Here is an 18,108-nt window from a genome sequence, read left to right on the forward strand (position 1 = left end):
ATGCCGCGCACCGCGACCGTCTCCGCCGCACAGGTGGAGGAGAAGGCGGACAACTCCAACGCCAAACTGGTCCGGGACACCGGATCCCTGGCCATCGCGACCCTGATCAGCCGCATCACCGGTTTCGCCAAACAGGCGCTACTGCTGACCGTGCTCGGCCCCGCCATCGCCAGTGCCTTCACGATCGGCAGCTCCATCCCGAACATGATCTCGGAGCTGCTGCTCGGCGCGGTGCTGACCGCGATCGTGGTTCCGACCCTGGTCCGTGCCGAGCGTGAGGACGCGGACGGCGGCGCGGCCTTCGTTCGCCGCCTGTTCACCACGGCGCTGACCGTCCTCGGCACCGGCACGGTACTCGCGTTGATCCTCACGCCGGTCCTGACCAAGCACGTCTTCCTCTCCACCGACAGCAAGGTCAATTCCGGGCTCACCACCGCGCTGACCTTCATGCTGGTCCCCGCGGTGCTGCTGTACGGAATGTCCGCGCTGCTCATGGCGATTCTGAACACCCATCAGGTGTTCAAGCCCGGCGCCTGGGCGCCCGTCCTCAACAACTGCGTCGCTCTGGTGGTTCTGAGCCTGTATGCGGTGACCCCGGGTGAGATCACTCTGGATCCGGTTCGAATGGGCGAACCGAAGCTGCTGCTCCTCGGTATCGGCACCACGCTCGGCGTGGCGGTCCAGGTAGCGGCGCTGCTGCCCGCGATTCGCCGGGAGGGCATCGATCTACGGCCGCTGTGGGGGATGGATGCCCGCCTCAAGCAGTTCGGCGGGATGGCCGCGGCCATCATCCTCTATGTCCTGATCAGCCAGATCGGTTTCAGTTTCACGCTGCGAGTCTCCTCGCACGCCGATGTCGCGGGTCCGACCATCTACCAGAACGCCTGGCTGCTGTTGCAGCTGCCATGGGGTGTGCTCGGCGTGACGCTGCTGACCGCGATCATGCCGCGGCTGAGCCGCAACGCGGCCGCCGACGACACTCCGGCGGTGGTGGACGATCTGGGCGCGGCAACCCGGCTGACCATGATCGCCCTGGTCCCCATCGTCACGTTCCTCACCTTCGCCGGACCACAGATCGGCGAGGCGATCTACGGGTACGGCCGCTTCGGCGGCGACGCCGCGCGACTCGGCGAGGCGGTGTCCTGGTCGGCGTTCAACCTGATTCCGTACGCGCTGGTGCTGATTCACCTGCGCGTGTTCTACGCGCGTGAACAGGCGTGGACACCCACCTGGATCATTCTCGGCATCACCAGCGTGCAGATCACCCTGTCCGCGCTCGCGCCCGTCCTCGTCTCCGCGGACCACGTGGTCATCGCACTCGGTGTGGCCCGCGGCCTCGGCTTCGTCACCGGCGCGATCATCGGCGGCTGGCTGCTGCACCGCAGCCTCGGCGATCTGCGCATGGCGAATGTCGGCCAGACCATCACCCGCGTGGTGCTGGCCTCGCTGGCCGGTGGCGCGGTCCTGCTCATCGTGGACAAGGTGCTGGGCCTGCACCGGCTTTCGGACAGCTTCGGCGGCATCGGCTCGCTGGTGCGGGTCGGCCTCACCGCCCTCGTCATGTTCGGCGTGGCCTTCGGCCTGATGCGCCTGCTCGGCATCCCCGAGATCGTGGCCATCACCGTCGCCGTCTCGCGGCGCCTCGGCATCACGCCGCCCGCACCGGATCTCGACCTCGACGGCACCCCGCTCGAGGACATCCACGAGACCACGCTGCTGCCCAAACCGGACCTGCGCGCCGCACCGTACTACTACCGCTTCGACCCGTACCTCGACGCGCAGACCATGGTGCTGCCCGTCATCCGGCCCGATGCGGTTGAACTCACCGAAAAGACCGAGTTCCCGTACCCTGTTCGGCAGGCAAGCGCAACTGCCCAGACCGGCATGCCCGCGGACAGCTCTCGCGGCAAGCCGGACGGTGCACGGACACCGGACGGCGGCTTCCGCACGTCGGATGCCGGCGCAGCGTCTCCGATACATCGGTCTTCGACATACCAGGGCGAAGGAGGAACGAGGGTGAGCGACGACGCGGCGGGCGGTGTCCCGGCCGCCGAATCCGCAACGGCCGCGGGCGGCGGTCTCTCCACGGACACCCCTCCCTCCGGTGAGGCCGGCGGAAAGCCCGGTGGCCGAGCCGAATCCGCGGCACGCGGCGGCGGGGCGGAATCCGCGGCCCGCTCCGGCGGGAACGGCGACCACGAGGAGCCGGACCACCTACCGGAGGAAGCGGACCACTCCGGTCCCGAAACCGGTGTGTACGAGGCCATCTCGCCGCAGATGCCGCCCATGCGGGTGGAGTCGCCGACCAAGCGCATCCAGCGCGGCCCCAAGCTGACGCCCGGCGCGTCCGTGGCGGGCGGTCGGTACCGGCTGCTGGCCGGGCACGGCGGCGCACGCGGACTCAAGTTCTGGCAGGCCCTCGACGTGAAGCTGGACCGCGAGGTCGCGCTCACCTTCGTCGACGCCGACCAGCAGGCCACCGACAACTCCGGACACGATGGGCCGCAGGCCATTCTGTCCCGCACGCTGCGCCTGGGCCGGATCAACTCGCCCGGCCTGGCCCGCGTGCTGGACGTGGTGCGCGGCTCCTCCGGCGGCATCGTGGTGGCCGAGTGGACGCCCGGACGCTCGCTCAAGGAGATGGCCGAGACCGTGCCCTCGCCGATCGGCGCCGCGCGTGCCGTGCGAGCGCTGGCGGCCGCGGCCGAAATGGCGCACCGCGGTGGCGGTTCGCTGTCCATCGACCATCCGGACCGAGTGCGCATCAGTGCCGCCGGCGACGCGGTGCTGGCCTTCCCCGGCACCCTGTCCGACTCGGACGCCCAGTCCGACGTCCGGGGCCTCGGCGCCATGCTCTACGCCCTGATGACCGCGCACTGGCCGATCCGCGTCGGCGGCATCTCGGGCAGCGCGGCCACTGTCGGCGGTCTGCCGCTGGCCGACTTCGGCCCGGACGGAACGCCCGTCGAGCCCAGAACCATCCGGCCCGAGGTGCCCTTCGAGATCTCCGCGGTCGCGGTGCGGTCGCTGGAGTCCAACAAGGGCGTGCGCACCGCCGCCACCGTCCAGCACGTGCTGGAGCAGGCGTCGGTGGTCGACCAGAAGACCGACTTCATCCCCGTGCTGCGCCTGGGCCAGAAGCCGCCCAGCGCCCCCGACGAGACCCTCGCCGATCCGGAACTGCTCGCCGCCGAGAAGGAACGCTCGCAGCGGATGATGTGGATCCTGGTCGGTCTGGGCGTGCTCGCCGCGCTGGTGGTCGGCGTCATCATCTGGTGGCTGCTCAGCGTCTTCGCGCCCGGCTCCTCCAACGCGCCGCTCAACGAACAGCGCAATATCGGCCTCACCACCTCGGCGACGCCGCCGCCCAGTCCCGGCGCGTCCCAGGTGCCGGCGAGCGCCCCGGCCACCGGCGGCGTGCCGGTGCCGGTCACCGGCGCCACGGTGTTCTCCCCGGAGGGCACCCCGGACAATGTGGGAAGCATCGGTGCCGTGCTGGACAACAACCCGGCCACCACCTGGCGCACCGACGCCTACTTCCAGCAGTTCCCGGCCCTGAAGAAGGGCGTGGGCGTGCTGACCACCCTGGGCAGCCCCAGCAAGCTGACCAAGGTGATCATCGAATCGCCCGCGCCCGGAACGCAGGTCGAGATCCGCACCTCCCCGACCGCCTCGCCGACCCTGGATCAGACCCAGCTGATCGGGTCGGCGGTGCTCGGCGACGGCACCACCGAGATCCCGGTGCGCGCCGACCAGCCGGCCCGCTACGTGCTGGTGTGGATCACCCAGCTGGCCAACAACGGCGGCCAGTTCCAGTCCTCCATCGCCGAGATCCGGTTCGAAGCCGCACCGTAGTTCTCGCCCGCTTCATCACCGTTCTCGCCCGCGTCACATTCCGACGGTCATCATCCGTCCGATTCGCCCGGACAGCGCGCCTACCAGGGCTTATTTCGCGCGATCCGGTGCTACCGAATCGTTATCTTCGATATGATCTTGCATACTCTCGGCAAGGGGAGCTCCCGGGCGCCGGCCTCTACGGTCCCGGATGACAGCCGCACATCTCGGTGACGCCCGGCCCGTGAACAGGCCGCGCCCACCGGTCTGAGGGGAAGCATTGTCGTCAGCGAACGAACTCGTGGAAGCACCGCAGGTCAGCGATCGCGACCTGCTCGCCGCCCACGCCGGAGGGGCGCCCTACGCCTTCGCCGAACTGCTCCGCCGCCACCGCGACCACCTCTGGCAGACCGCGCTACGCGCCTCCTACGGTCCCGAGGACGCCGCCGACTCACTCCAGGACGCCCTGCTCTCCGCGCACCGCGCCGCCGGCGCCTTCCGCGGCGACGCCGAGGTACGCAGCTGGCTGCACCGCATCGTGGTCAATGCCTGCCTGGACCGCATCCGCCGCAACAAGCTGCGCCGCACCGAACCCCTGTCCGAGGACGCCGCCGACGAACCACGCTGCCCACGAGACGATTTCGCGGCCCTGGAAGCGAGCCTGCTGGTCGACGCGGCACTGTTCACGCTGCCCGCCGACCAGCGCACCGCCCTGGTCGCCATCGAGCTCGAGGGCTACTCCATCGCGGATGCCGCTGCGCTACTGGGCATTCCGGAGGGCACCGTCAAGAGCCGGTGCGCGCGGGGGCGGCGGCGGCTCGAAGCCCACTTCCGCGCCGCGAACACCGGACATCCGATGAACACCTGAATTTCGCTCGAACACCGCACTATTGGGGGAACCTTGAACGGTTCCGCTGCGTCGGATACAAAGACAGGTCTGCGATTCCTACTCGAGGCCCTGGAGGGGCAATGGAGGACACCGGAGGAGCAATGGCGGGTACCGCGGTACCCACGCCGCCCTTCTCCACCGAGCTGCTCGCCGATCTGCACGGCGGCAGTCTGCCGCCGGAACAATCCGAGCGGCTCTGGCCCGCGGTCCGGCGCGACCCCGAGGCCATGCGCTATCTCAACTCACTCGACCGCGTCGACGATCGCCTGCACGAACTCGGCCGCGACGAACACATCGCCCACCCCATGCCCGCCGAGGTGACCGCCCGACTGGAACGCATGATCGAAGACCTCGCCACCGGCGGTCAGAACCCGGCCGCCGGCCCGGCCCCGGCCGGCCGGAAGGCCACCGTGACCCGGCTACCCGTCGCGCCGCCACCCGTCACCCGCTCCGCCCCGCCGTCCACCACGCCCATGCCGGCGCTCGACGGGTCCATCTTCGACACCGGCCGGCTCGACCCCCGCGAACTCGAGGATCCCGAAACCCCGGCCGTGCCCGAGGACGACACCGACCCCGGCGAGCCCATCCCGCTCGAGACACCCTCCCGCCGCCTGCGCTGGCTCACCGTCGCCGCCGCGGCCGCGGCGGCGATCGCGGGCGCCGTGGTGGCCGTGGACGCCGTCAGCACCCACACGGTCGCCCCGGCCGCCCAACCGGCCGCCGACGCCAATCTGGACCCCGGCCTGGCCCCCGCGGCCGTCCTCACCGCCATGGGCCGCCACGACATCACCGGCCCCCTGGCGGCCGGCAACGCCCTCGCCGCGTGCCTGCAGGCGACCGGGCTGGACCGCCAGGTGCTCGGCTCCCGCAGCGTCGTGTTCTCCGGTACACCCGGCGTCCTGGTCCTGCTGGCCGGCCCCAAACCCCCGCAGATCACCGCCGCCGTCTTCGGAACAGCCTGCGGCCCGGGCAATCCTCAGGTCCTCGCACGTGCCGACATCGGCTAGCGCCCAACGATCCTGGAGATCGGCCTGTGTTTGGCGGCCCGGTTCGATTCTGGACCGACGCAGCGGGGGAGCGAAGCGGAGGAGCGGAGGAGGGAAGAATCGAGCTTGCAGGGCCGCGAACCGCCCCGGAGCGAAGCGGAGGGCAAATAGGAACGGGAACAACACCGATTAGGCTGTTGTTGACCGACACGCTCACGTTCGAGCGATCGAGATTCTGCACAACAGCTTCGGAGGGCCACCTTGAGCACGCCTGTTCGCGACCTGATCATCGTCGGTTCCGGTCCGGCCGGCTACACCGCCGCGGTGTACGCCGCCCGGGCGGAACTGGAACCGCTGCTCTTCGAGGGCACCCAGTTCGGCGGCGCGCTCATGACCACGACCGAGGTCGAGAACTTCCCCGGCTTCCGCGAGGGCATCATGGGCCCCGACCTCATGGAGGAGATGCGGGAGCAGGCCAAGCGCTTCGGCACCGACATCCGCACCGAGGACGTCGACGCCCTCGACCTGACCGGTCCCATCAAGAAGGTGACCGTCGGCGGCGAGGTCCACCAGGCCTACGCTGTGATCCTCGCCATGGGCTCCGCGGCGCGCTACCTGAACGTCCCCGGCGAGCAGGAGCTGCTCGGCCGCGGCGTCAGCGCCTGCGCCACCTGTGACGGCTTCTTCTTCAAGGGCCAGGACATTGTGGTGGTCGGCGGCGGCGACTCGGCCATGGAGGAGGCGACCTTCCTCACCAAGTTCGCCAGCTCGGTGACCATCATCCACCGCCGCGAGGAGTTCCGCGCGTCCCGGATCATGCTGGAACGCGCCAAGAGCAACGACAAGATCCGCTTCATCCTGAACTCGGAAGTCGTTGCGGTGCACGGTGATACCAGCGTCACCAGCCTGACCCTGCGCGACACCCGCACCGGCGAGACCTCCGAGTTCGCCGCCACCGGCCTGTTCGTCGCCATCGGCCACGACCCGCGCAGCGAACTGGTGCGCGGCCAGGTCGATCTGGACGACGAGGGCTACGTGCTGGTCCAGGGCCAGGGCACCCACACCTCGCTGCCGGGCGTCTTCGCCGCCGGCGACCTGGTCGACCACACCTACCGGCAGGCCATCACCGCCGCCGGTACCGGCTGCCGCGCGGCCATCGACGCCGAGCGCTGGCTCGCCGAACAGGGTGACATCACCACCAACACCCTCGATCACGCCGGTCAGCCGGTGGAAGTGAACAACTAAGGAGCTAGGCAATGCCCGACGCCAAGACCAGTGCCACCAAGACGGTGACCGACGCCACCTTCGCCGACGAGGTCCTGCTCAGCGAGAAGCCCGTGCTGGTGGACTTCTGGGCGGCCTGGTGCGGCCCGTGCAAGATGGTCGCTCCCGTGCTGGAGGAGATCGCCGCCGCCAACGCGGACAAGATCACCATCGCCAAGCTCGACGCCGACAACAACCCGGAGTCCGCCAAGCACTACGGGATCCTGTCCTTGCCGACCATGGTCCTGTTCCAGGGGGGCAAGGAAACCAAGCGGATCGTCGGTGCAAAGGGCAAAGCCGCCCTCTTGCGCGAACTGGAAGAAGTTCTTTAACAAGGCTGGATAGAATTTCGGCGCCGCCGGGGGTCTTCGTTCTCACGCATGCTGCCTCCTTCGGCCCCTCGCGCGGGCGCCAGGGTTAGGATGCCTGCACTCGACAGTTGCCGAAATTCGGTCCGGGTCTGAAACAATCGTTCGACGCTCCGGTCGTGCGTAGGTATGAACCGCCGCATGAATGGGTACCCGGGTTGGCGGAAGGAAAGGGCTCTCACGCATGCACCGACTTCGTCACGGCGATACAGGACCAGCCGTAGCAGAGGTTCGGAGCACTCTGGCAAGCCTCGGGTTCCTGCATTCCCGCCCCAACAGCGACCCCTCGGGTCCGATCGGGGAGTACTGGAAGGACGCCGACGCGACCTTCGACCATGATCTCGACTCCGCAGTGCGTGCCTTCCAGCAGCACCGCGGACTCCTGGTCGACGGCGTGGTTGGTCCGGCGACGTACCGCGCGCTGAAGGAGGCGTCCTACCGCCTCGGCGCGCGCACTCTCATCTACCAGTTGTCCGCGCCGCTGTATGGCGACGATGTCGCCACTCTGCAACGGCGACTGCAGGATCTGGGCTTCTATGTGCACCGGGTGGACGGCTATTTCGGCCCGCACACTCACGACGCGCTCACCTCGTTCCAGCGCGAGATCGGGCTCTCCTCGGACGGCATCTGCGGTCCGGACACCCTACGCTCGCTGGATCTGCTGGGCGCCCGCGTCACCGGCGGCAACCCGCACCGCATCGCCGAGGAAGAGGTGGTGCACCGGGCCGGGCCGCAGCTCACCGGTAAGCGCATCGTCATCGACCCGGGTCTGGGCGGACCGGACAAGGGCTCGCCCGTGCCGACCGAATTCGGTGACGTCTACGAGTCGGAGATCCTCTGGGATCTGGCCAGCCGGCTCGAAGGACGCATGGCCGCAACGGGTATGGAGACCTTCCTGTCCCGGCCGTGGGGGGCCAACCCCTCCGACGCCGAGCGGGCCGAGACCTCCAACACCTTCGATGCCGACCTGATGATCTCGCTGCGCTGCGCCAGCAATGACAGCGGTTCCGCCAGCGGCGTGGCCAGCTTCCACTTCGGCAACTCACACGGCTCCACGTCCATGATCGGGCAGGTGCTGGCCGGGTTCATCCAGCGCGAGATCGTGGCGCGAACCTCGTTGCAGGACTGCCGGACCCACGCCCGCACCTGGGATCTGCTGCGGCTCACCAAGATGCCGACCGTCCAGGTCGACATCGGTTACCTGACCAGTGAATACGACTCGTCGGTGCTGACCAACCCGCGCATGCGCGACGTGATCGCCGAGGCCATCCTGATCTCCGTGAAGCGGCTGTACCTGCTGGGTCAGGACGACCAGCCCACGGGGACATACACATTCGCCGAACTACTCGCCGAGGAACTGGCGGCCGCGGACCGGCTCTGATGTTTCACATGAAACAAACCCCTCCAACCCTTTCGGGCTGGAGGGGTTTTTCGTTGGGGGAGTGGCCTGCCTACCGCGTGGCGATGCGGGTGGGCATGGTCAACTCGGCCGCCGCGAGCAGTTGATCGAGCGCACGCTCGACGTCTTCCTTCCACAGGTGCTCGTGATCCAATTCCAGGCGCAGACGCGGGAATCGGTGATGCGAGGCGACCACCTTGAAACCGACGTCCTCCAGGAAGTCGGCCTCGATCATGCACCGCTCCGGTGAGCACCCGGACGGCGCCGAGCCAGGGGAGCGCTGCGGCGTGCCGATCCGCTCGCGCAGCGTCATGGAACCCGTGGATGGCATGGAGGTGGTCGGCGGATCCCGGCGAATGCCGAATGCCTCGATCGCCCGCACACCGCGGCGAACCAGATCGGCCACCACGGCCTGGATGAGCTGTAGACCTATGTCGGTGTCCCGGAACGGCATTTCGGCGCTCAGCGTGGTCAGCAGCACCGCGTCCGGGCTCACCGGGGAAGTCGGGAAGAGACCGGCACGCGGCACCGCGCTCGGCGGTGCGTAGAGCGCGCAACCGGCCGACCGGTCCTCCACCAGAGCGACCTGTCCACACGACCCCCACTGCAACATGACGGTCGAGAGCCAGGCCTCCTTCTCGAAGGTCGGGTCGCTGAAGCTATGGGAATCCGCCGCCACGGCCGGGTCGATCTCCCAGAACACGCATTGCCGCGCATGTACCGGAAGTTTGTCGAGTCCGCCGAGGGTAAGTGCGGTCACGCTGGTCGACACCGCTCTGCTCAGCCTCCAGCTGTCTGATTCATCCACACTCACGCCGCATCACACAGTGCTCGCCAGCAAGAATAAGCGATCAACGCTTTACGCCTCTCCAGGGTCATAGACCCGAACGTCACAGTGACGTTTCCACTGTGACCCCCGGGATGGACCCACTCTAGGGCTTCGACTGCTCCATGAGACTGACGATTCGCTCCAGATCATCGATGGAGCCGAACTCGACAGTGATCTTGCCCTTGCGCTTACCGAGACTCACCGTCACGCGAGTATCGAAGGACTCCGACAACCGCTCCGCCACATCCTGCAGACCGGGCATCTGAATCGGCTTGCGCTTGGGCGCCTGGGGAGTGACCGCCTCCGGATCCCGGTTCGCCAGGGTGACGGCTTCCTCGGTCGCCCGGACCGACATGCCCTCCGCCACAATCCGCGCGGCCAACGCCTCCTGCGCGTCTGCCCCCGCCTCCAACGCCAGCACAGCACGGGCATGCCCCGCCGACAGCACGCCGGCCGCCACCCGGCGCTGCACCGGAATCGGAAGCTTCAGCAGCCGAATCATATTCGTGACGACCGGACGCGAACGGCCGATCCGCGACGCGAGTTCCTCGTGGGTGACGCCGAACTCCTCCAGCAGCTGCTGGTAGGCGGCCGCCTCCTCGAGCGGATTCAGCTGCACCCGATGGATGTTCTCCAGCAACGCGTCGCGCAGCATGGAGTCGTCCGCGGTCTCACGCACGATGGCCGGGATGGCGGGCAGACCCGCCTCCTGACTCGCCCGCCACCGCCGCTCGCCCATGATGAGCTGATAGCGGGGGAGTGGTGCGGACTCGACCTGACGCACCACGATGGGCTGCATCAGACCGAATTCCTTGATGGAGTGCACCAGTTCGGCCAGCGCCTCCTCTTCGAAGACGGAGCGCGGCTGCTTGGGATTCGGCTCGATCTGATCCGGCGGGATCTCCCGATAGACTGCGCCCGCGCCATTCCCGTCGGTGGCCCCCTCGACCGGATCGGGCACCCGATGCAGGTGCGCCGCCGCCGGCTGCGGACCGGCCGGATCGAGGCCGATGACAACATTGGCGGCGGCACTGCCGAGCCCGCCGGGCGTGGTCGCCGGGCCGGTCGGGATCAGTGCCGCGAGGCCGCGCCCCAGTCCACCCTTCTTAGCCTGACTCATCGGCCTACCGACCCCTTCCGTTGTTCACCGTTCACCGCCGCCGAGATTCACTACACACCGGATTGTGCGTCCGCAACGGGCGCCGACGCGGTCTGGCGCGCCGAGTTCCGCGACGCGATCTCACGTCCGGCATCGAGGTAGCTCATCGCACCCCGCGAGCCCGGATCGTAATCGAGGACGGTCATGCCGTAGCCGGGAGCCTCCGACACCTTCACGCTGCGGGGGATGACCGCGCGCAGCACCGCGTCGCCGAAGTGCGAGCGCACCTCCTCCGCCACCTGATCCGCGAGCTTGGTGCGGCCGTCGTACATGGTGAGAACCACGGTGGAGACATGCAATCCGGGATTCAGGTGCGCCTGCACCAGACCGATATTGCGGAGCAACTGACCCACGCCCTCGAGTGCGTAGTACTCGCACTGGATGGGGATCAGCACTTCCTTGGCGGCAACCATCGCATTGACGGTGAGCAGACCCAGCGACGGCGGGCAGTCGATCATCACGTAGTCGATGTCGTACCCGGCGAGGTTGGCCTCCTGGATGGCGGCCTTGAGGCGACCCTCGCGAGCGACCATGGAAACGAGCTCGATCTCCGCGCCGGCGAGGTCGATGGTGGCGGGGATGCACAGCAGGCGCTCATTGTGCGGGCTCTGCTGGATGGCGTCGCTGATGGAGCATTCGCCGATGAGGAGTTCGTAGCTGGACGGGGTGCCCGACTGATGCGGAATGCCGAGCGCGGTGCTGGCATTGCCCTGCGGGTCGAGATCGATGACGAGCACACGCATGCCCTGAATGGCGAGCGCGGCAGCCAGATTCACGGCGGTGGTGGTCTTGCCCACGCCGCCCTTCTGGTTGGCGATGGTAATGACGCGCTGTTCCTTGGGACGCGGAATGTGGGCGTTCGTGCCCGACAGCACCTGGCTCGCGCGCTGCGCTTCCGCGGCAATCGGGGTGTCAGCGGAGATGTTCCCGAACGGGGTACGGCTGAACTCGTCGGCATCGAAGGGACCGTTATCGAGCATGCCGGGAACCCGGGACGTTGTTTCCCGTGAAACATTCGCCGGACCGTTGGACATACAGGCTCCTAACCCGAAGAACTCAAAGACACATGGCCGAGCAGAATTTCGCGCACCTGGCAGCAACGGCCGCGACGCTGCGTTGTCACCGGGGCTGGCTCGAATCGGCTGGAAGTCGTTCACGCTCGACGTTCATTAGCTTGCCAGTAGAGGACACAATACGGAAGTTGAACGGACAGCTTCGCACCACGACACACCTCTAAGTCGCGAAAACTCACCCATGAAGGCGCTCAAAGATCGCAACCGGCTTCATGTTTCACATGAAACATCGCGAGTCCCGGTGTGCGCCCGAGCTTCGCCCCATCCAGCGGAGCTTCGTCAGTGACGCTTCGGGCGGCTGGTCCCCCGACCCCCACCCTTGCGCTCCGCACGGCGCTCGGCGCGCGCCAGCCGCTCGGCACTGATGACATAGGTGGGCGTCTCGAGCACTCCCACACCACATTCCAGTACCTCGGCATGCCCCGCGCCCGCCTTGGTCAGATCGTCGCGATCGCGCTCGAGTTCCTCCGCGGCGCTGATTCCCTTGAGCGCCAGCATCCGTCCGTGTTCATGAACCAGCGGCATGGACCACCCCGCCAGCTTCGCCAGGGGAGCGACCGCGCGGGAGGTGACGATATCCGCGCCGCCCGCCTCCTTCTTCACGCCCGCCTGCTCGGCCCGGCCGCGCACGATGAGGACATTGTCGAGTCCGGCCTCGGCCACGAACTCGGCCAGGAAGACCGTCCGGCGAAGCAGCGGCTCCACCAAGGTGATTCGAAGATCGGGCCGGGCAATGGCGAGCGGGATGCCGGGCAGGCCCGCGCCGCTGCCGATGTCGACCACGCGCACCCCGTGGGGGATCAGGTCACCGATCACCGCGCAGTTGAGAATATGGCGATCCCACAACCGGGGAACCTCACGCGGACCGATCAGTCCGCGCTCCACGCCCGCGGTGGCGAGGGCGGTGTAGTAGAGGCGAGCCTTGTCGAGCCGATCGCCGAAAACGACCGCGGCTGCGGCCGGGGGATCGACCGGACCCGGAGCGGTCATCTCGGTGTCAGGTTCCACGTGAAACATCCTTCCGAACGAACTTGCCCAACCCTGCGGGACTCTCGGGGATCTTGCCCCCGAACCCCCTCGCACGGTGGCGAATTGCGACGGGGGACGACTTCAGATAAGCGTAGGGCCCCCGGGTTTTCACAACCCGGGGGCCCTACCGCACGTGTCCGCGTGTCAGGCGGGGAGCACCACCACGCGGCGGTTCGGCTCCACGCCCTCGCTCTCGCTCACCACACCGTCGAGGGCGGCCACGGCATCGTGGACGATCTTGCGCTCGAACGGGGTCATGGGGGAGAGGGCTTCACGCTCGCCGGTCTCCAGCACGCGCTTGGCGGCCTCGGCGCCGAGCGCGCTCAGCTCCGAACGACGATTGGCGCGCCAGCCCGCGACATCCAGCATGAGCCGACTGCGGACGCCGGTCGCCTGCTGCACGGCCAGCCGGGTCAGCTCCTGGAGCGCGTCCAGCACTTCACCGCGACGGCCCACCAGCTTCGCCAGATCCTTGCCGCCGTCGATGCTCACGACGGCGCGGTCGCCCTCGACATCGAGGTCGATATCGCCGTCGAAGTCGAGCACATCCAGCAGCTGCTCGAGGTAATCGCCGGCGATCTCACCCTCTTCGATGAGCGCTTCCTCGGCGTCGGTCGCGGCGTCCGGTGCCGCAGTCGCTGCCGTCACAGTGGGATTTCCTCCGTCGGTTTCAACAGTCATGGTTGTTTCCTTCATCTGGAGTTGCAAGTCTCAGCGACGCCGCTTCTGATTGGCGCGACCACGATTACCCGACCGCTTCTTACCGGTGGTGGGCTTCGCACCGGGCGCGGGCTTGGCACCGTTCTGGGACGCCTGCGGCGCGTCGGAGACGGCGTCCTCGACGGCATCGGCCCGAGCGTCCTCGACCTTGGCGGCCGCCTGCTTCTTGCGCACGTCGACCGGCTTGGCGCCCGGCTTCGGGGCGTTCTGCGCGCGGCGCTCCAGGGCGGCCTGCTTCTTCTCTTCTTCTTCCTTCTCGATGCGACCGAAGACCAGATGCTGCTGCCCGTAGGTCCAGATGTTGTTGGAGACCCAGTAGATCAGGATGGCGACGGGAAGGAACGGACCACCGACGAGCACACCGAGCGGGAACACATACAGCGCAAGCTTGTTCATCATGGCGGCCTGCGGGTTGGCCGCGGCCTCCGCAGACTGCCGCTCGACCGACGCGCGCGCGTTCAGGTGGGTCGCGATACCGGCGATCACCATGAGCGGAATCGAGACCAGCGCGATGGCCAGCTTGGTCGGCACGCCGCCGTAGTCGGCGAACGACTGCAGCACGGTGGCAGGCTCGGTGATGTACGCCGAGAGGGGAGCGCCGAAGAGCCGCGCGGTCAGGAAGGACTGGACGTCGGCCGCGGAGAAGATGTAGTTCGGGGTGTGAGCATTGTCGTAGGGCGACATGCCCAGCTGCCCGATCCCGTGACCGGTCCGGTTGAACGACCGCAGCACGTGGAACAGACCCAGGAACACCGGAACCTGCAGCAGCACCGGCAGACAGCCCATGAGCGGGTTGAAGCCGTGTTCCTTCTGCAGCTTCTGCATCTGGACCGTCATCTCCTGACGGTCGTTCTTGTACTTCTTCTGCAGTTCCTTGATCTGGGGCTGCAGCTCCTGCATCTGCCGGGTGGTGCGCACCTGCTTCACGAACGGCTTGTAGAGCACGAGCCGCAGTGTGAACACCAGGAACACCACGGCCAGTGCCCAGGCGAATCCGCTGTTCTTGCCCAGCACATACCCGAATGCCTGGTGCCAGAACCACAGAATGGCCGACACCGGGTAATAGATGAAGTCGAGCACGGCGCTATGCACTCCCGTCGTTCGTATCGCCGGTCACCGCGGGCGATGATCCTTCGTAAGCTGATGCCGCGTGCCGGTGCTTGCGCTCCGGTACGGGGTCCCACCCACCAGGGTGCCAGGGCGCACATTTCGCCAATCGGACGGCCGTCAGTCCGAGCCCGACGAACAGTCCGCGGGTGCGCAACGCCGTCACCGCGTACTCACTGCACGAGGGGGTGAAGCGGCACACCGGCATACGGGTGGGGGAGATATAGGTCCGATACAGCTCGATGAGGAATATCAGAGCTTTGGCCGGTAGCCGCGCAGCGGCGCGCAAGGCATTCATGAGAGAGTGCCGAGCTTGCGCAGACCACTGTGCAATTGGCGCAGCAGCTCGTCCGAGGGCGCGTCGGCGGCACCCGGCAGGGCGCGAATGACAATGTCTGCGCCGCCGGGCAATTCGGCCGTCAAGCTTGCGCAGATATGACGCAGGCGGCGGGCCACCCGGTGGCGTACCACCGCCGGACCCACCGCCTTGCTGACGATCAAGCCGAAACGCGGACCGCCCACCCGGATGGCCGGGGTCGATCCGCTCGACTGATCGTCGTGTAGCAGTACGTGCACAACGAGGTCCCGTCTCCCGATCCGCCGGCCCTGGCGCACCGTCCGGGAAAAGTCGATGCGCCGGTGCAGCCGGTAGGGCTCAGGCAGCACCTGAGCGTCCAGCGGAGTGCGGGCGAATGGGGGACCGGAGACCGGACAGCGAGTCGCTCATACGACGCCGCATCCGGGGTTACCGAATCAGGCGGTCAGCTTGGCGCGGCCCTTGCCACGTCGAGCCGACACGATGGCGCGGCCCGCACGGGTCCGCATCCGGAGACGGAAGCCGTGAACGCGCGCCCGACGACGGTTGTTCGGCTGGAACGTCCGCTTGCCCTTGGCCACGGTCAACACTCCTCTAGGTGGTGGGCATCCGGTGACGCCCGAAGCTTGTCGGTGAAACGGTGCTCTCGACGGACCGGAGTCCCTCGGCGCAATACCCTTGTCGGCACGGGCAGCAGACAGCCGCCACCGCACCATAGGGTGACTGTAGAAGGGTACTTACCCCCCGGACGAGGGTCAAACTCGGGGGTAGACGCCCGATTTCGGCACTGGATCGATCGTTCCGCGTGGCGTTTCCTGGGCGTTCGTGTCGCGGCGTGGGCGTCGTGTACGGTCCTTTCCAGTCCTTCGCTGCGACCGCGGTTGACTTTGCCAGCTGATTGCTGTGAACCCGCAGGTACGCGCCCGATTCGGGGAATCAGACACGCGGTCGCGTGTATCCCCAGGTTGTCCACATCTGTGGATAATTGTGTGGAAAGACCCCTGGAGTGGCATATTCGTAGGGCCGACGGTGCTTCGCCGACGCCCGGTGACTGGGGGAGCCGAGCAGCGAGACCGTCTGCTCTCCAATCGACCTACATCCGGGGAGGACTGCGTTCGTGGACGACGAGCAGAATGTGCTGACGGCTGTCTGGCCGGAGGTGATCGCCGAGTTGGCGAGTGGTTCCGCGGATGGGGAGATCCAACCGGTCAGCAAGGCCCACAAGGCGTGGCTCAACACTATCGAACCCATTACCTTCGCGCAGGGGTTCGCGCTGTTGTCGGTGCCGGGCACGATGGCGCAGGTGACGGTCGAGCGCGACCTGCGTGAGCTCATTCTGCGATCTCTGGCCCGCCGCGGTCTCCAGGTCGAGGGACTGGGTGTGCGCATTCGCGCGCAGCAGCATCCGCCCGCCGGTCGCTCGGGGAATGCCCCGCGGCACGCGCGCATGACCTCCCGGCCCGAACGCCCGCGCGAACCCGAGCCGGCCCCGCCCGCATACCAGCCCGAGCCGCCGATGGCGGAACGTCCACAGCCGATGTATCAGAATCCACAGGAGTACGCGGCGCCGCGCTACCTGCCTCCCCAGGACTACCCGGCCGAGTACGACGACCACGATGCTTATCCACCTGTGGAATTCGGGCAGTCGCCGATGGCCGAAGAGTTGCCGATGTCTGCGCCGGATCGTCCGATGCCGATCGGGGAGCCGCCGACCGCGCCCCGGCGGCGAGACAACCATCGCAGCGCGCCCATGCCGCCCGGGCAGGAGTCGCTGTTCTCACCCGACCCCGACGACGAACCGGTCCGGCCCGCTCCGCAGCGGTATTCCGACGAACCGCAGCGGTATTCCGATGAAGCGGCCCCGCAGCGGTACTCGGATGAGCCCGCGCCCCAGCGTTATTCGGACGAGCCCGCGCCGCGGTATTCGGATGAACCGGCCGCACGCCGTCCGGTGGACGAGTCGCACGACGACGAGCCGGTGGTCAATGTCCGCAATTCCTGGCCGACCTATTTCAACCGGACGCCCGAACGCGAGCCCGCGCCCGCGCAGTCCTCGGCCAGCCTGAACGCGAAGTACACCTTCGACACCTTCGTCATCGGCGCCTCCAACCGCTTCGCGCACGCCGCGGCGGTGGCCATCGCGGAGGCGCCGGCACGCGCCTACAACCCGCTGTTCGTCTGGGGCGCTTCGGGTTTGGGCAAAACACACCTGCTCCACGCGGCCGGCCACTACGCGCAGCGGCTGTTCCCGGGCATGCGGGTGAAGTACGTGTCCACCGAGGAATTCACCAACGACTTCATCAACTCGCTGCGTGACGACCGGAAGGTGGCGTTCAAGCGCCGCTACCGCGAGACCGACATCCTGCTGGTCGACGACATCCAGTTCATCGAGGGCAAGGAAGGTATCCAGGAGGAGTTCTTCCACACCTTCAACACCCTGCACAACGCGAACAAGCAGATCGTGGTGTCCTCCGACCGGCCGCCCAAGCAGCTGGCGACGCTGGAGGAGCGGCTGCGCACCCGGTTCGAGTGGGGTCTCATCACCGATGTGCAGCCGCCGGAGCTGGAGACCCGCATCGCGATCCTGCGCAAGAAGGCCCGCATGGACCGCCTGGACGTGCCGCACGATGTGCTCGAGCTGATCGCCAGCCGGGTGGAGCGCAATATCCGGGAGCTGGAGGGCGCGCTGATCCGCGTCACCGCGTTCGCGTCGCTGAACGGGCAGCCGCTGGATCTGTCGCTGGCCGAGGTGGTGCTGCGGGATCTGATGCCCGACACCGCGACGCTGGAGATCACAGCGGCCACGATCATGGCCGTGACCGCGGAGTACTTCAACACCACGCTGGAGGAGCTGACCGGTCCGGGTAAGGCGCGGCCGCTGGCGCAGGCCCGGCAGATCGCCATGTATCTGTGCCGCGAGCTCACCGATCTATCCCTGCCCAAGATCGGCCAGGCCTTCGGCCGCGACCACACCACGGTCATGTACGCGGAGAAGAAGGTGCGCAAGGAGATGACCGAGCGGCGCCGGGTGTACGACCAGGTTCAAGAACTCACAGCCCGAATCAAACAACGTTCCCGCTGATCCACAGTCCACAGGACCCCACGTCGTCTGACGTGGGGTTCTTTGTTTTCCAGG

At 67.6% G+C, this 18,108-nt stretch carries 16 protein-coding genes; 7 read left to right on the forward strand and 9 right to left on the reverse strand.

The genetic code is table 11. From position 1 onward, the window contains the following. From ON33_RS30650 to ON33_RS30680, 6 genes are all read left to right on the forward strand, one after another. Nucleotides 1–3,855, forward strand: coding sequence for a lipid II flippase MurJ (locus tag ON33_RS30650; RefSeq protein ID WP_040862558.1), 3,855 nt, complete (start codon nt 1–3; stop codon nt 3,853–3,855). 259 nt (nt 3,856–4,114) lie between these two features. After that, complete coding sequence (gene sigM, locus ON33_RS30655; protein WP_245550851.1) at nt 4,115–4,702, forward strand: RNA polymerase sigma factor SigM; 588 nt, start codon at nt 4,115–4,117, stop codon at nt 4,700–4,702. A gap of 122 nt (nt 4,703–4,824) precedes the next feature. Continuing rightward, a complete protein-coding gene (locus ON33_RS38710) occupies nt 4,825–5,730 on the forward strand; it encodes an RsmA family anti-sigma factor (RefSeq protein ID WP_051153100.1) in 906 nt (301 codons plus the stop codon). Nucleotides 5,731–5,970: 240 nt separating this feature from the next. After that, a complete protein-coding gene (gene trxB / locus ON33_RS30670) occupies nt 5,971–6,954 on the forward strand; it encodes a thioredoxin-disulfide reductase (RefSeq protein WP_040862560.1) in 984 nt (327 codons plus the stop codon). A gap of 11 nt (nt 6,955–6,965) precedes the next feature. Continuing rightward, nucleotides 6,966–7,304, forward strand: coding sequence for a thioredoxin (gene trxA, locus ON33_RS30675; protein ID WP_040862561.1), 339 nt, complete (start codon nt 6,966–6,968; stop codon nt 7,302–7,304). A 220-nt stretch (nt 7,305–7,524) separates the two neighbouring features. Further along, entirely contained in the window at nt 7,525–8,721 is a 1,197-nt protein-coding gene (locus ON33_RS30680; protein WP_040862562.1) for an N-acetylmuramoyl-L-alanine amidase, read from the forward strand. Nucleotides 8,722–8,791: 70 nt separating this feature from the next. Here the strand turns inward: ON33_RS30680 and ON33_RS30685 are convergent, their stop codons facing one another. The 9 genes from ON33_RS30685 to rpmH form a co-directional block, all read right to left on the reverse strand. Continuing rightward, on the reverse strand, nt 8,792–9,511 hold the full coding sequence (locus tag ON33_RS30685; RefSeq protein WP_083869403.1) for a hypothetical protein: 720 nt from the start codon (nt 9,509–9,511) through the stop codon (nt 8,792–8,794). Nucleotides 9,512–9,671: 160 nt separating this feature from the next. After that, nucleotides 9,672–10,688 (reverse strand): ParB/RepB/Spo0J family partition protein, encoded by a 1,017-nt coding sequence (locus ON33_RS30690; RefSeq protein ID WP_040862564.1) that lies wholly within the window; start codon nt 10,686–10,688, stop codon nt 9,672–9,674. 50 nt (nt 10,689–10,738) lie between these two features. Beyond that, entirely contained in the window at nt 10,739–11,707 is a 969-nt protein-coding gene (locus ON33_RS30695) for a ParA family protein (protein ID WP_174391588.1), read from the reverse strand. 372 nt (nt 11,708–12,079) lie between these two features. Beyond that, the gene (gene rsmG, locus ON33_RS30700; protein WP_051153107.1) at nt 12,080–12,817 is read right to left on the reverse strand and encodes a 16S rRNA (guanine(527)-N(7))-methyltransferase RsmG; all 738 of its coding nucleotides are present in this window, start codon (nt 12,815–12,817) and stop codon (nt 12,080–12,082) included. Between the two features lie 156 nt (nt 12,818–12,973). Continuing rightward, a complete protein-coding gene (locus ON33_RS30705) occupies nt 12,974–13,510 on the reverse strand; it encodes a Jag family protein (protein WP_051153144.1) in 537 nt (178 codons plus the stop codon). 30 nt (nt 13,511–13,540) lie between these two features. Continuing rightward, nucleotides 13,541–14,629 carry a membrane protein insertase YidC gene (yidC, locus tag ON33_RS30710; protein WP_040862566.1) on the reverse strand — a complete coding sequence of 363 codons (1,089 nt, stop codon included), beginning with the start codon at nt 14,627–14,629 and terminating at the stop codon, nt 13,541–13,543. A gap of 4 nt (nt 14,630–14,633) precedes the next feature. Continuing rightward, a complete protein-coding gene (gene yidD / locus ON33_RS40100; RefSeq protein WP_083869404.1) occupies nt 14,634–14,954 on the reverse strand; it encodes a membrane protein insertion efficiency factor YidD in 321 nt (106 codons plus the stop codon). After that, nucleotides 14,951–15,322 (reverse strand): ribonuclease P protein component, encoded by a 372-nt coding sequence (gene rnpA, locus ON33_RS30715; protein WP_040862567.1) that lies wholly within the window; start codon nt 15,320–15,322, stop codon nt 14,951–14,953. Before rnpA ends, yidD begins: the two co-directional genes overlap by 4 nt. 87 nt (nt 15,323–15,409) lie before the next feature. Then, on the reverse strand, nt 15,410–15,553 hold the full coding sequence (rpmH, locus tag ON33_RS40105) for a 50S ribosomal protein L34 (RefSeq protein WP_033085250.1): 144 nt from the start codon (nt 15,551–15,553) through the stop codon (nt 15,410–15,412). A gap of 536 nt (nt 15,554–16,089) precedes the next feature. Between rpmH and dnaA the strand changes: the two genes are divergently transcribed. Continuing rightward, nucleotides 16,090–18,054, forward strand: coding sequence for a chromosomal replication initiator protein DnaA (gene dnaA, locus ON33_RS30720; RefSeq protein ID WP_040862568.1), 1,965 nt, complete (start codon nt 16,090–16,092; stop codon nt 18,052–18,054). The last annotated feature ends 54 nt before the right edge of the window (nt 18,055–18,108 follow it).

It is taken from the genome of Nocardia niigatensis NBRC 100131 (assembly GCF_000308655.1).
Taxonomy (GTDB): domain Bacteria; phylum Actinomycetota; class Actinomycetes; order Mycobacteriales; family Mycobacteriaceae; genus Nocardia; species Nocardia niigatensis.